Below are 14,925 nucleotides of genomic sequence, written 5' to 3'. Positions count from 1 at the left end.
CCTCTTTAAGCAAGGCTGGCTTAAAGAATGAACCAATTAATCGTAATGGAACCGCAATAACTACAGTTGTAAGGTACAGTTATTAAGCATTACGCTGGGTGATGTTTTATCTGTTATTCACCCTAAATAACTAATTGAAATACATTCTTAAACCTGATTGTTGTTGTGTTTTTAATTCCATGATCCTGTTGTCAGGTAGTGCTTCCTATGGTGCTCCATAAACCAGTAAACGCCTGTCCCGCTTACTCGCTCAATACTTAAAATAAATTAGTGGGCATCTAAAACGGCACGTGAAATAATAATTTTTTGTATTTCTGACGTGCCTTCAAAAATCCGTAAAATCCGTGCATCACGCACATAACGTTCAAGGGGAAGGTCACGAATATAGCCGTAGCCACCATGAAGCTGTAATGCTGCATCTGTAACAAAACCCGCGCACTCAGCGGCAAACAATTTCGCCGTCGCAGATTGCAAACTAAAACGCTCCCCTGAATCACGCAATTCGGCAGCTTGCCAAGTCAACATACGAGCGGCCTCCAACTGGGTATGCATATCCGCAATACGCCATTGAGTTCCTTGGTATGCGGCTAATGGTTTTTTACCAATTTGGCGTTCTTTTACCCAACCTAAAGCACTTTCCATCGCAGCGCGAGCAATACCAAGGGATGTTGCGGCCACCTCAACACGCCCTTTATCTAAAACTTCCATCGCGGTATGGAACCCTTTATTTTCCTCTCCCAGTAATGCCGATTCCGGTAGCCAACAATTCAGTGCTAATTCATAAATCGTGCTCCCCCGTAATCCCATCGTTTTTTCAGGTTGAGAAAATGCCACACCTTCCGTGCCTTTAGGGATCATAAATGCGCTGATCCCACGGGCTCCCGCTTCTATATCCGTTTTCGCATATAGCACAATAAAGTCGGCTTCTTTGGCGTTAGTAATATAGTGTTTATTACCCCGAATACGCCAGCCACCATTTTCACGAGTTGCCACGGTTCGCATATCTGCAGGATTAGAACCCGCAGCCGGCTCAGTTAAGCCAAATGCGCCTAATAGCTCCCCAGCAGCGGCTTTTGGTAACCAATAATTTTTTTGCTCTTCGGTACCACCAATTAAAATTGAATCTGTCGCCAAAAAATGTGCCGTTAGAGCCGATGAAGTCGAAGCACAAGCGGCAGCAACAGCTTCGACTACCTGACTCATCGCCACACTGCCAATACCAAAACCGCCATACTGCTCAGGTAAATTAATTCCCCAACAGCCCATTTCTCCTAACGCTTGTAAACTTTCTGCACAAAAGGTTTCTGTCTCATCGTATCTTTGTGCATTCGGCTGTAAAATGTCATGACAAACTTTTTCTATCGCATCCACAACCGCTTGTTCTGTTTCATTAATATCAAAACTCATTGCATCGTCTCCGCATTTTTAATGGTTGTTCTCGCTGGCTTATACACTAAGTTTGCCTCACCTAATTTTGGTGCACGGCGGGTCGAATGAGGTTTATTCCCATTGAAAAAAACCGGTTGAGAAACCAAAGGCGTTCCCCCATCATTCAGGTGCGTCAGAACTTGCCTCACTTGGGCATGCTCACTTTGTGTTGCTTGGTGTAAATTATGAATTGGTGAAGCAGGAACGCCCGCATTTAATAAAATGTCGCATACCTCTTCAACGGTTTTTTGGCGTGTCCAACTTTCGATCTCTTTTCTAAGTTCAGCTTGGTGCTGTGTTCGGCTCGGGTCATTAAGATAGCGTGAGTCGTGACATAACTCCGATTTTTCCATACATTCACAAAAACGTTGGAATAGCTTTTCACTCGCAATCGCGATAACCACTAAGCCATCTTTTGCCTGATAAGTATCGAATGGCGTAGATACTGGATGGCGGTTACCCACTAGGCTCGGAGCCTTATCATGAGCAAATAGGTTTGAAAGCCCAGTTAACTGCATGCTCAGTAAGACATCCACCATCGCTACATCAATATACTGTGCCGCTTCGTCATGACGCTCTCTCGCAAATAACGCACTGCTTATCGCCCATGAGGCAAACATCCCTGCACACACATCGCCAATTGACTCACCACTGCGTGTAGGCCCTGTTTCTGGGAAACCAGTGACACTCATTAGGCCTGACATCGCTTGTGCCACGATGTCATAAGCGGGATAACTGGCGAGTGGGCTGTTTTGCCCAAATCCAGAGATACTGGCGTAGATTAATTTAGGGTTGTGCTGCTTTAGGCTCTCGAAATCGATACCGAGTCGTTGAGTCACACCAGGACGAAAGTTTTCAACCACCACATCACTTTCTTTGACTAGCTGGAATAAAATCGCTCGGTCTTCATCCGCTTTAAGATCCAATTCAATACTGCGTTTACCTCGGTTAATTAAACCGTAATAAACACTTTCCCCATCAATGAATGGCCCTAAATGGCGGCTATCATCACCGTGGTTGGGCACTTCAATTTTGATCACTTCAGCACCAAGATCGGCCATCATGCCTGTGCAATAAGGGCCTGCTAACACACGGCTTAAATCGATCACTTTGATCCCCGCCAGTGGCCCTTGTCTTTTCTGAGTTAACGCAGCATTCATACTGAATTCCTTCTATTCCAGAAAGATGCCAGCTCTACTTCAGCTGGCACACGACATTACTTCACCATCGGCAAGTTCAAGCCTTGCTCTTTCGAACAGTTAATGGCGATGTCATAACCTGCATCTGCATGACGCATAACGCCCGTTGCAGGGTCATTATGTAAAACACGAGCTAAACGCTTATCAGCAGCGTCCGTTCCATCACACACAATGACAACGCCTGAATGTTGTGAGAAGCCCATGCCGACACCACCACCGTGATGTAAACTGACCCATGTTGCACCACCTGCGGTATTTAATAGTGCGTTCAATAAAGGCCAGTCTGATACCGCATCAGAGCCATCTTTCATGGATTCCGTTTCACGGTGAGGGCTAGCCACAGAGCCTGAGTCTAAGTGATCACGGCCGATCACAATTGGGCCCTTTAACTCACCACTTTTCACCATTTCGTTGAAAGCACGGCCTAATCTTTCTCTGTCTTTTAAGCCTACCCAACAAATACGTGCAGGAAGCCCTTGGAATGCGATACGCTCACGTGCCATATCGAGCCAATTATGTAAGTGTTTGTCATCTGGTAATAATTCTTTTACTTTTTGGTCTGTTTTATAGATATCTTCAGGGTCACCTGACAACGCGACCCAACGGAATGGACCAATACCTTCACAAAACAGAGGGCGAATATAAGCAGGAACAAAACCTGGGAAATCAAAAGCATTACTAATGCCTTCATCTTTTGCCATTTGGCGAATATTATTGCCGTAGTCAAAAGCTGCTGAGCCACGCTTTTGCATCGTTAACATCGCATCCACTTGGACTGCCATACTTTTTTTCGCTGCTTTGGTCACTTCAGCAGCTGCGGTTTGTTGTTTTTCACGCCATTGGGCAAGTGTCCAACCCTGTGGTAAGTAACCGTGTACAGGGTCATGGGCGCTAGTTTGGTCAGTGACGGAATCAGGGGTGATATTGCGTTTCACCAGTTCACTATAAACATCAGCCGCATTACCTAATAACCCAACAGAAACTGGCTGGCCACTTGCTTTGGCTTCCTCGATGTATTGTAGTGCTTCATCTAATGTCGTCGCTTTTTTGTCCACATAACGGGTTCTTAAACGAAAATCGATACGGCTTTCATCGCATTCGACCGCTATCATGCTAAAACCCGCCATGGTTGCTGCTAATGGCTGTGCTCCGCCCATTCCACCTAAACCGCCCGTTAAGATCCAACGCCCTGCTGCGTTACCATTAAAGTGTTGTTTGGCCAGTGAAACGAACGTTTCATAGGTGCCTTGGACGATCCCTTGAGAACCAATATAGATCCAAGAACCGGCCGTCATTTGGCCATACATCATTAAGCCTTTACGATCTAACTCATTGAAGTGCTCCCAATTCGCCCAGTGAGGAACAATATTTGAGTTTGCGATCAATACACGCGGCGCATCTGGATGGGTAGGGAACACTCCGACGGGTTTACCTGACTGCACGAGTAAAGTTTGGTCATCTTCCAATGTGGTCAGCACATCTAAAATTTTGTCATAGCATTCCCAATCACGTGCTGCACGACCGATACCACCATAGACCACTAAGCTTTGAGGGTGCTCAGCGACATCAGGGTCTAAATTATTTTGGATCATGCGATATACCGCTTCTGTCAGCCAGCTCTTACAGGTTTTCTCACTGCCACGTGGTGCGCGGATCACTCGAGTTGAGTCAGTACGATTTAACATGGTTGTATCCCCTATCATCCATTTTTAATTAACGTTAAATTAACAATTTTATTTATAATAATCTGCGAGATACCCAGTTAGTGGCGATGCACTTGTGTTTTAAAATTAATTATTTGATTTAAAATCAATGGATTAATTTAATATCAACTTACTCGAGACTATCTATTCATTGAGATTGTTTATCTATGACTCAAATATATATACATTTACTTCACAAAGTATATACATTTAAATTTGAAATTTTATAGGAAGTGTGAAGGTTGGAACACAAGAGAAGTTATACAACAACAAGTAGCTGTATGTTTCTAGAGAAAAATTTGTATATACATTTGTTTTTATGCATAGAAACAAGTAAATAGCGAAATTGCGAGTCGCTTCACAGAACATTGCAACGATGTATAGAGAGAAAACCCATGCCAAACAGCTCAAAATGGAATACATCAGAAACAAAAACGGGCTACCTGCATCAACAGATAACCCGAGCAATCAGAAAAAGTGAATGATGATTTAATTTTCTAAATCATTCGCGTTGTGGCTAGGCGGCAAAATGAGGATAGCTTGGGGAGCATACATAAGTATGTGACCCAAGTAGCCGAGTGAAGCCAACAACGCCACAGCGTGAAGTATGATGAAAATTTTAGCCGCCTAGGTAAGCACTCCGCACTGCCTCATTAGCTAATAACGCTTGTCCACTGTCTTCCAACACAATATGCCCATTTTCCAACACATAGCCACGGTCTGCGAGTTTCAACGCTTGGTTGGCGTTTTGTTCGACAAGGAAAATCGTCATTCCTTCTTCACGTAGCTGTTGAATTGTATCGAAAATTTGCATAATAATAATGGGAGCAAGGCCTAAGGATGGCTCATCAAGTAAGAGTAACTCTGGCTGGCTCATTAAAGCACGGCCTATCGCTAGCATTTGTTGCTCACCGCCAGACATAGTTCCTGAACGTTGGCTTCGACGCTCATACAACCTTGGAAATAGCTTATAAACTCGCTCAATACGTTCTTGGTACTGTTGGCGATCGGCAAAAAAGCCCCCCATTGCGAGATTTTCTTCCACTGTCATACGAGAAAATACACGCCTCCCTTCGGGTACTAATGCAATGTCTTCACGCATAATTTTCGAAGTGGGCAATTGGGTGATATCCACGCCTCGGTAGATGACTTGGCCTTCCGATGCACGTGGATCGCCACAAAGCGTACTGAGCAAGGTGGTTTTCCCTGCACCATTTGCTCCAATTAAGGTCACAATTTCACCTTTTTGGATATTCAAACTAATTTCATGTAGTGCTTGAATTTTTCCATAATGGGTAGAAACTTTTTTAAACTCTAGCATCAGTAAGCTTCCCCCAAATAGGCTTTTATCACATCAGGATGTTGACGGATCTCACTCGGTGTCCCATTCGCTAATGGCGTTCCTTGATTCACGACATAAATGCGATCTGAAATTCCCATGACTAATTTCATATCATGTTCAATTAAGAGAATTGAAACATTATGATGAGCTCGTAACTCGGCAATCAAGTCATCTAAATCATTGGTTTCTTTAGGATTAAGACCTGCTGCAGGTTCATCTAGCATTAATATTTCAGGGCGAGTGACCATACAGCGAGCTATTTCTAACCGACGTTGCTGCCCATAGGCTAAATTACCCGCTTGTCGATTGGCAAAGGGGAGTAAATCAACACGCTCAAGCCATTTTACCGCATTATCAAGCGCTTCAGCCTCTGCCCGACGAAACGCTGGGGTTTTCAATAGCCCAGAAAAAATGCCACTTTTTAAATGTTGATGTTGCGCCACAAGTAAATTTTCAATCACCGTCATTTCTTTAAATAACCGCACATGCTGAAATGTTCGGATGACACCAAGGCGGGCAATAGACTGCCCTGTCAGCCCTTCAAGATGTTTTTCACGATATAAAATTGTGCCACTGGTTGGCTTATAAAAACCCGTTAAACAGTTAAAAATGGTGGTTTTACCCGCCCCATTCGGGCCAATCAGTGAAACTATTTCCCCTTGATTAATAGTTAACTCAACATTGTTGACGGCAAGTAACCCACCAAAACGCATTGTTAAGCCATTAACTTGTAGCAAAGGCGTTGTTATATGGCTCATACGCCCTCCCCTTCAGGGACTTTTTTCACCTGCATTTGACGGCGTTTCATCGGTAATAGGCCTTGTGGTCGCCAGATCATCATCAGTACCATCAGCGCCCCTAATAACAGCATGCTGTATTGATTAAGGTCACGCATCATTTCCCGTGATACGACTAAGATAATTGCGGCTAAAATCACGGAAGTTTGTGAGCCCATTCCCCCTAAAACGACAATGGCTAACACAAATGCCGACTCCACAAAGGTAAAAGATTCTGGGCTGATAAACCCTTGCCGGGCGGCAAATAACGTCCCTGCAAACCCCGCAAAGGCTGCACTGATAGTAAATGCGGTTAATTTTATTCGAGTCGGGCTTAGCCCTAATGAGCGACAAGCAATTTCATCTTCGCGCAATGCTTCCCATGCACGACCTAATGGCATACGCAGTAAGCGATTGATAACAAATAAGGTTAAGACTACTAATAACAAGGCAACAAAATACAGGAAAATAATACGGTCACCAGGGCTGTAATCTAAGCCAAAAAAGTTATGGAAGGTATCCCAGCCATCTTTTGCAGTACGGCTAAATTCCAAGCCAAAAAAAGTCGGTTTCGGTAATTGGCTGATCCCATTAGGCCCGCCAGTGATTTCGGTATTATTCAGTAATAAAATACGAACAATTTCCCCAAAGCCAAGCGTCACTATTGCAAGATAGTCCCCCCGCAACCTTAGAACAGGGAATCCCAATAAAAAGCCGGCTAACGCAGCGGTTAACCCTGCAATCGGTAAACTTTCCCAGAAGCCAAAACCATAGTAATGATTTAATAAACCAAAAGTATAAGCACCGATGGCATAAAAGCCGGCATACCCAAGAACTAGTAAGCCGGATAACCCAACAACCACATTTAACCCTAAGCCTAACATTACATAAATTAATGTCAGGGTAGCAATATCTACGCTTCCGCGAGAAACAATAAATGGCCAAATAATTGCAGCAATAATAATTACAGCCGCAAGAATCTTTTGCTTGGCTGTCGAACCATCAAAATCAGGAATAGCCCACGCCTTCTTAGGAACTCCTTGCCATACTTTACTTAATGCCGGACGAACCAACTGATAAACAAAGATGACAATAATACCCGCAATGATCCAGTTCCAACGCACAGAATCCCCAACCGTAACAACCAGTTTTGTGCCATCAAGAGCGAGCTGCAACCCCATCATGAACAGTGCCAATACGAAAAAAGTCACTGAAGCCACAATGGCATTAATCCAATTTTCTTTTCTCATACTTTTTCGACCTCCGGGCGTCCCAGAATGCCGGTTGGCATGATTAACAACACACCAATCAATAAACCAAATGACACAACATCTTTATATTCTGTACTTAAATATGCAGAGGTCATCGCTTCTGCAACGCCTAAGATTAAACCACCTAACATGGCGCCGGGAATACTCCCAATCCCCCCTAATACCGCCGCAGTAAATGCTTTCATTCCTGCCATAAAACCAATATAGGGATTAATCACACCATAAAATTGCCCCAATAGCACACCAGCCACAGCAGCCATTGCAGCACCGATAACGAAAGTCAATGAAATGACGCGATCGGTATTAATGCCTAATAAGCTGGCCATTTTAAGATCTTCTGCGCAGGCTCGGCAGGCTCTGCCCATTTTTGAATAACGAATAAATAACGTTAAAGCCACCATGGCAAGAACCGTAACAACCCAGATAGTTAATTGCATCTTAGTGACGGTTGCTTCAAAGCCATCGCTTTCCCCCAAGATCCATTGCCCTGAAATTAAGCTAGGTAAAGCTAGATCACGCGAGCCTTGCGATAAGCTGACATAGTTTTGCAGAAATATAGACATCCCGATCGCAGAGATCAGCGCAATCAAGCGTTTTGAATGGCGGACAGGCCGATAAGCAACCCGTTCAATACTCCAACCATAGGCACTAGAGACCACAATTGCCGCAATGAAGGCCGCAGCAACAAGGATCCAGCCGATATCAATCCCAAGCATCATTAAGCCTGCGATCACAATAAAAGAGACATAGCTACCAATCATGTACACTTCACCGTGGGCGAAGTTAATCATCCCAATGATGCCGTACACCATCGTATAACCGATAGCTATCAGTGCATAAGTACTGCCAAGGGTTAAACCATTCAGAAGTTGCTGAATAAAATACAGAATTTGATCTGACATAAGACTATCCTTTCGAACTACTTGTCCTCTATAGAGAACAGAAGCCGGAAGCAAGTGACTTACTTCCGGTTCTTATTCGCTATGCTGGAACACTGCTGAGTACTATTTTACAGAGGTGGAAGTCCCATCTTTGTGCCACTCAAATACACCGAACTCAAACCCTTTCAGGTCACCGTTTGGCTGCCAGCTTAATGTTCCCATGACGGTTTCGACCGGATTTGCTTTCAGGTCTTTCACTAAATCTTCAGGCTCGATACTACCAGTACGTTCCATTGCCGTCGTTAAACCTTGGATAGCTGCATAAGTTGTCCAAACAAATGGCCCTGTTGGGTCTTCTTTCTTCGCTTTAATGGCATCAACAATTGGTTGGTTAGTCGCAACTTGGTCGTAACGTTTTGGTAATGTTACCAACATACCTTCAGAGGCATCACCTGCAATATTTGATAATGAAGAGTTACCGACGCCTTCAGGCCCCATAAAGCGAATATTCAAGCCAGCTTGCTTCGCTTGGCGTAAAATTTGCCCCATTTCTGGGTAATATCCCCCGAAGTAAACAAAATCAACATTCTCTTTCTTCAATTTTGCTACTAAAGCGGAAAAGTCTTTGTCACCCGCCGTTACTCCTTCAAACATCACTTCTTTAACGCCAGCTTTATTGAGGCTTTCACGTACAGAACGGGCTAAACCTTCCCCATATTGTTGTTTGTCGTGAACAACAGCAATACGAGTTGGTTTGATATCTTCCATAATAAATTTAGCTGCAGTGGGTCCTTGGTCCGAATCCAAACCGGTTGTCCGCAGGACCATTTGATAACCACGTGTGGTTAAATCCGCATTAGTTGCAGCTGGGGTGATCATAATGACACCTTCATCCTCATAAATATCGGATGCTGGCTGTGTTGAAGAGGAACATAAATGCCCAATAACATGGCGGATACCATCGTTAATCACTTTATTTGCCACTGCAACCGCTTGTTTCGGGTCACAGGCATCGTCATATTCTACTGCCACTAATGTGTTTCCATTAATGCCACCTTTAGCATTAATATCTGCGATCGCTTGGCGTGCCCCTGTAAATTCCATATCACCATATTGAGCTACAGGCCCTGACATCGCACCAACAACCGCTATTTTAATTTCCTTTGCCCATCCTGCTGAACTGAATGCCATCGCAATACAGCCCGCTAGTAATGCTTTATTCATATTCTTCATTTTATCGTCCCCGTCTTCATGGTTCTGAGTGTTTGTGTTTGATTTGTAGTAGATTATTATAGTTGACAGGTACAATGCCTGAGATTTCAAAATACAGCGAATAAGGCTATATATTTCATAACATTAAACAAGATAATTATGCTAAATAGCAAATGGATATGGTAGGTTTTTACATTAGAAGCAGAATAAAAAACTGATGTGTTAAAGTAGGTTTTTTGTAAATACTAGTGTTATATTCTGGTTAAATTTAAATTAATCCGAGTGAAATTCGGAAAATTAAGTATCACCAAATTTTTCTCTCTAAAATCAAAAAATCGGTTGTAGATCACTCTGGCAGGATGAGTGACTGCAACTCTTACAGGGAAACAAACAAAATATCATGAGACTCACTATTATCTCGCTGGTCAATCCTACTGAGCAACAATATCTGGACTTACATAAAATCTGGCCTGACCAGAGCCCTTTTGAACTAGCCAAAATGTGTAAATCAGGTGATCTATTCTATGCCGCTCGTTTTAACGAGCGCCTTCTTGGAGCCGCAAAAGTGACTGTGGGTCATAACACTGCCACTTTGCAGGATTTTTGTGTACGAGAGGTCACTCGCCGACGCGGTGTTGGCTCATATTTATTAGAAGAAATTTGCCAAGCCATCCCTGACGTTACACTATGGAAATTTGATATTAGCGAGGTCGCGCTACAAGAAAAAGAAGCGATGCGACTATTCTTGGTTGCTAATGGCTTCAATACCACCACGCAACCTGATATATGGGAGAAAACAGCATGAAGTTAAATAAAATTCATCATGTTGCTATTATCGCATCCAATTTTGAGGTCAGTAAGGATTTTTATTGCCGTATTTTGGGTTTAAATCTACTTGAAGAACATTACCGCCCAGCCAATAATTCATGGAAAGCGGACTTAGCCTTTGGTGAATATTACCAAATTGAATTATTCAGTTTTGTTAATCCACCAGCGAGGCTGAGTTATCCCGAAGCCACAGGGCTGCGTCATTTAGCCTTCAGTGTTGATGATTTAGATAAATGGGTCACTTATTTAACTGAGCAAGGTGTGGCTTGTGAGGCCATACGCATCGACCCCTATACCCAAAAGCGTTTTACATTTTTCACAGATCCCGATGGCTTACCGCTAGAGTTATACGGTGATTAATCGAACAATTAAAAATGTAAAAGTAGAAATGATTATCTGCATTTATCCACCTCTTAATGGGTAATAAATGCAGATAATTTTAGTGAACAACGAATTAGCCAGTAATAAATTACATTTCGCTATCTTCGTCTTCTTCCATCGCCAAACGTAACTTTTTCATGGCGTTCTTTTCAAGCTGACGAACACGCTCTGCAGAAACACCGTATTTATCAGCGAGTTCTTGCAACGTCGTTTTGTTGTCATCGTCTAACCAACGAGCTCGGATGATATCCTGACTGCGCTCGTCCAAAGAGTCCAACGCATCTGCTAAACGGTCAGTTGCATGGCTTTCCCAGTTATCATCTTCAATTGAACCGGCAAAGTCTGATGCTTTGTCTTGTAAGTATAAGACTGGGGCTACAGGACCACCAAAATCACTGCTGTCATCGTCATCTGACATATCAAATGCCATGTCTTGTGCAGCCATACGTGATTCCATTTCACGCACATCTTTAGTACTTACCCCTAACTCTTGGGCAACCATATCAACTTCATCCTGGTTAAACCAACCAAGACGTTTTTTATTCTTTCTTAAGTTAAAGAATAGCTTACGCTGCGATTTTGTTGTCGCGACTTTGACAATACGCCAGTTACGTAAAACGTATTCATGAATTTCAGCTTTGATCCAGTGAACCGCAAAGGAAACAAGACGAACGCCAACCTCAGGATTGAAACGACGCACCGCTTTCATCAGGCCGATATTACCTTCCTGAATTAGGTCAGCTTGTGGTAAACCATACCCTGCATAACTACGAGCAACATGAATAACAAAGCGCAAGTGCGATAAGATCAGTTGCTTTGCAGCATCCAGATCACCATGGTAATGCAGCCGTTCAGCAAGTTCCTTTTCTTCCTCAGCGGTGAGCATCGGGTAAGCATTAGCAGCCCGAACATAGGCTTCAATACTTCCTTGTGGAACAAGAGCTAATGATTGCATGTCTTTGGTCATTCAGATCCTCAATAAAATAATAGGAAACAGATTAGTTTGTATTGATAACCGCATTGGTTAACCATGAGGTAAACGTTTTTAGTCTACCAGTTTAACCGCGTTAAATAAATTATATACAAAATTTGTTAACAGTAGGTCAATGTAGGACAAAACAATTCAGACTAAGTTCATTTTTAACGAAAATTTGCAATAGAATCAAAGAGTCATGATATAATCAAATCATGACTCTTTAATAAAAATGATGAGAAAACAACGCATTACTCAGGTGTAAAGTGTCGTAAATGTTGAAGTGTTGCCAGCCATGCGGCTATCCAACCAACCATAGCGGATAACAGTAGAATCAATAAAGACTCTTCCCATAACAACCCTTCAATCTGAAATTGTGTACCAAATACACTGGCCACTTTTGCCACACCGTCCGCTAATTGCCAAACAAGTAGAAAGGTCATAATTAGGGAAATAATGGCGCCTAATGCACCCAATACAAGGCCACCATTTAAAAATGGCCTCATGATAAACCCGTCAGTGGCACCAATTAACTTCATCACATTAATCGTATCGCGGCGAGCAAAAATATTAAGCCGTACGCTGTTACCTATCACAAGGAATAGTGACACAATCATTAAAATCCCAATGACAGAAGCGACTTTCCCAACCAAACCCGTTAGCGCGGCTAACCGTGCAAACCAGCTATCATCCATGCGAACTTCTTCAATGCCATCGACTTGACTGACTCTATCACGCAGTGTTGTTAATACATCAGAACCTTCAAAATCAATTTTAGGCGTAATTATTGCGACTGCAGGTAGTGGGTTTTCCTCTAGCATATCGAGTGCGGTACTAAAACCAGACCAACTGCGAAACTCACTCATGGCTTGGTCACGTGAAAGGTAATTCACATGGTCAACTCCATCAAGAGCCTGCAGTTGTGTTACTACATTTTGCCCACCTTGTTCATCAAGAGATTTATCCAGATAAACAGTGAGTTGTGGTGTTGGATACCATTGCTCCGCGGCTTGCGAAACGTTTTTCCACACAATATAACAAAGGCTCGGTAAGGTGAGTGAAATCGCAATAACCATGATAGTCAAAAAGGTGGCCAAAGGCTGTCTAAGCATGTCAGCGAGCGCATTCAACCACGAATAACGCCATTGCTCTTTCCAACCGCCTTTTAATGCTTTACTTTTCGATTGCTTGGCTCGTTCCGGCTTACTTTTACGGACATTCTTAGCCATGTTGACCTCCAAGCATACGACCTTCACTCAATGTAAGAACACGGTAGTTACGACGCTCAATCAATGCAATATCATGGGTCGCCATTAAAACGGTCACCCCTACACGATTGAATTCCTCGAATAAACGCATGATTCCTTCAGACAATTCACCATCAAGGTTACCTGTTGGTTCATCCGCTAATAACATCGTTGGCTTATTCACCACCGCTCGGGCAATACCGACACGTTGTTGCTCCCCTCCAGATAACTGAATTGGGAGGTTTTTCGCTTTGTCCAATAACCCAACTTTATCCAATGCAGCAGAAACTCGCCGACGAATATCCTCGGTACTGGCACCAGAAATGATTAGCGGCATTGCGACATTGTCATATACCGTTCGATCAAATAACAGGTGGTGATCTTGAAAAATCATCCCGATCTGCCGGCGCAGAAACGGGATCTCTCGATTTTTCAATCGGCTGATATCATGACCATTGAATAAAATATGACCCGCACTTGGGCGTTCAATTCCACAAATCAGTTTAAGTAATGTACTTTTACCTGCGCCTGAGTGGCCTGTTAGAAATGCCATTTCTCCAGGTTGAAGATGAAAATCAACCCCTTGGAGTGCTTGGCGGCCACCTCGATAAGCTTTACTAACGTGTTCAAAGCGAATCATCGAAAATTATTCCTCTCGGGCAAATAGAGCCTCGATAAAGTCATCTGCTTTAAATGGACGTAAATCTTCAATACCCTCACCAATACCAATATACCGAATTGGAATACCAAATTGGTCGGCAATAGAGAAAATTACGCCACCTTTTGCTGTGCCATCGAGCTTAGTCAAAGTTATACCTGTTAGACCGACTGCATCATCAAAAAGTTTTGCCTGACTTACCGCATTTTGTCCAGTACTTGCATCTAGCGTTAACATAATTTCATGGGGAGCATTTTCATCGAGTTTTTTCATCACCCGGACAATTTTTTTCAACTCTTCCATCAAGTGCGATTTATTTTGTAAGCGCCCAGCGGTATCTGCAATTAAAACATCAACCCCTTTCGCCTGCGCTGATTGAATCGCATCAAAAATAACCGATGCAGGGTCTGCGCCAGTATGTTGAGCGACCACAGGGATCTTATTGCGCTCTCCCCATACTTGAAGTTGCTCAACGGCTGCTGCACGGAAAGTATCCCCCGCGGCTAACATGACGCTTTTCCCTTCCGACTGATATTGACGTGCTAATTTACCAATTGTTGTCGTTTTCCCGACCCCGTTAACACCAACCATAAGAATAACATAGGGTTTTTTGTCTTCAATCACGAGTGGTTTATCCACTTTCGCTAAAATATCAGACATTTCCTCACGCAATTTCCCATATAACGCTTCTGCATCCTTGAGCTCTTTACGGCTTGCATGTGCCGTTAAGTTATCAATGATTTTGCGAGTGGTATCAACCCCGACATCGGCAATCAATAGCTGCTCTTCAAGCTCTTCAAATAAGTCATCATCAATTTTTTTACCTGAAAACAGCCCAAAAAAACCTGAACCTAAATTCTGGCGAGTTTTTAATAACCCTTTCTTTAGCCTAGCAAAGAAACCTTCTTTTTTAGGTTTTTCTTGCTCTGTTGGTAAATTATTTTTTTCTTCTTCTAAACGTAAGCGCTCAGCTTCAGCTTCTTCCTCTGCAATTCTCGCATCTTCGGCGGCTTGCTCTTCCGCTAA

General features: G+C 43.1%; 14 protein-coding genes. 2 read left to right on the top strand and 12 right to left on the bottom strand.

Annotated elements, in window-relative coordinates; translation table 11 throughout:
- Positions 1 to 267: 267 nt before the first annotated feature.
- The 8 genes from PSF28_RS06975 to PSF28_RS06940 all read right to left on the bottom strand — a co-directional run bounded on the left by PSF28_RS06975 (position 268) and on the right by PSF28_RS06940 (position 9,833).
- On the bottom strand, positions 268 to 1,407 hold the full coding sequence (locus tag PSF28_RS06975) for an acyl-CoA dehydrogenase family protein (RefSeq protein ID WP_272684820.1): 1,140 nt from the start codon (positions 1,405 to 1,407) through the stop codon (positions 268 to 270).
- Positions 1,404 to 2,588, bottom strand: coding sequence for a CaiB/BaiF CoA transferase family protein (locus PSF28_RS06970; RefSeq protein ID WP_272664365.1), 1,185 nt, complete (start codon positions 2,586 to 2,588; stop codon positions 1,404 to 1,406). The genes PSF28_RS06975 and PSF28_RS06970 overlap by 4 nt, the downstream gene beginning before the upstream one ends.
- A 56-nt stretch (positions 2,589 to 2,644) precedes the next feature.
- Positions 2,645 to 4,312, bottom strand: coding sequence for a urocanate hydratase (hutU, locus tag PSF28_RS06965; RefSeq protein ID WP_210839734.1), 1,668 nt, complete (start codon positions 4,310 to 4,312; stop codon positions 2,645 to 2,647).
- Positions 4,313 to 4,949: 637 nt separating this feature from the next.
- Entirely contained in the window at positions 4,950 to 5,651 is a 702-nt protein-coding gene (livF, locus tag PSF28_RS06960) for a high-affinity branched-chain amino acid ABC transporter ATP-binding protein LivF (RefSeq protein WP_210838023.1), read from the bottom strand.
- On the bottom strand, positions 5,651 to 6,430 hold the full coding sequence (livG, locus tag PSF28_RS06955; RefSeq protein ID WP_004908162.1) for a high-affinity branched-chain amino acid ABC transporter ATP-binding protein LivG: 780 nt from the start codon (positions 6,428 to 6,430) through the stop codon (positions 5,651 to 5,653). Before livG ends, livF begins: the two co-directional genes overlap by 1 nt.
- A complete protein-coding gene (locus PSF28_RS06950) occupies positions 6,427 to 7,698 on the bottom strand; it encodes a high-affinity branched-chain amino acid ABC transporter permease LivM (RefSeq protein ID WP_210838021.1) in 1,272 nt (423 codons plus the stop codon). The genes livG and PSF28_RS06950 overlap by 4 nt, the downstream gene beginning before the upstream one ends.
- Positions 7,695 to 8,621: a high-affinity branched-chain amino acid ABC transporter permease LivH gene (gene livH / locus PSF28_RS06945; protein WP_210838020.1), complete on the bottom strand. Its 927-nt coding sequence runs from the start codon at positions 8,619 to 8,621 to the stop codon at positions 7,695 to 7,697. The genes PSF28_RS06950 and livH overlap by 4 nt, the downstream gene beginning before the upstream one ends.
- A 102-nt stretch (positions 8,622 to 8,723) precedes the next feature.
- Positions 8,724 to 9,833 carry a branched-chain amino acid ABC transporter substrate-binding protein gene (locus tag PSF28_RS06940; RefSeq protein WP_004908157.1) on the bottom strand — a complete coding sequence of 370 codons (1,110 nt, stop codon included), beginning with the start codon at positions 9,831 to 9,833 and terminating at the stop codon, positions 8,724 to 8,726.
- Positions 9,834 to 10,212: 379 nt separating this feature from the next.
- Between PSF28_RS06940 and panM the strand changes: the two genes are divergently transcribed.
- Together panM and gloA2 are read left to right on the top strand one after the other, a co-directional pair.
- Entirely contained in the window at positions 10,213 to 10,617 is a 405-nt protein-coding gene (gene panM / locus PSF28_RS06935; RefSeq protein WP_210838018.1) for an aspartate 1-decarboxylase autocleavage activator PanM, read from the top strand.
- Positions 10,614 to 11,000, top strand: coding sequence for an SMU1112c/YaeR family gloxylase I-like metalloprotein (gloA2, locus tag PSF28_RS06930; RefSeq protein WP_272683954.1), 387 nt, complete (start codon positions 10,614 to 10,616; stop codon positions 10,998 to 11,000). The genes panM and gloA2 overlap by 4 nt, the downstream gene beginning before the upstream one ends.
- Positions 11,001 to 11,109: 109 nt before the next feature.
- Here gloA2 and rpoH read toward each other — a convergent pair whose 3' ends face one another.
- From rpoH to ftsY, 4 genes are all read right to left on the bottom strand, one after another.
- Positions 11,110 to 11,988, bottom strand: coding sequence for an RNA polymerase sigma factor RpoH (gene rpoH, locus PSF28_RS06925; RefSeq protein ID WP_004908152.1), 879 nt, complete (start codon positions 11,986 to 11,988; stop codon positions 11,110 to 11,112).
- A 257-nt stretch (positions 11,989 to 12,245) separates the two neighbouring features.
- The gene (gene ftsX, locus PSF28_RS06920) at positions 12,246 to 13,223 is read right to left on the bottom strand and encodes a permease-like cell division protein FtsX (protein WP_004258540.1); all 978 of its coding nucleotides are present in this window, start codon (positions 13,221 to 13,223) and stop codon (positions 12,246 to 12,248) included.
- Complete coding sequence (gene ftsE / locus PSF28_RS06915) at positions 13,216 to 13,881, bottom strand: cell division ATP-binding protein FtsE (protein ID WP_210838014.1); 666 nt, start codon at positions 13,879 to 13,881, stop codon at positions 13,216 to 13,218. The genes ftsX and ftsE overlap by 8 nt, the downstream gene beginning before the upstream one ends.
- Before the next feature lie 6 nt (positions 13,882 to 13,887).
- Positions 13,888 to 14,925 (bottom strand): signal recognition particle-docking protein FtsY (gene ftsY, locus PSF28_RS06910; RefSeq protein WP_272684819.1); only part of this gene is annotated, 1,038 nt, incomplete at its 5' end.

It is taken from the genome of Providencia sp. PROV130, from assembly GCF_028482225.1.
Taxonomy (GTDB): Bacteria; Pseudomonadota; Gammaproteobacteria; order Enterobacterales; family Enterobacteriaceae; genus Providencia; species Providencia rettgeri.
The sequence above is the reverse complement of the archived record's forward strand: the minus strand, read 5'-3'. Positions and strand labels throughout refer to the sequence as shown.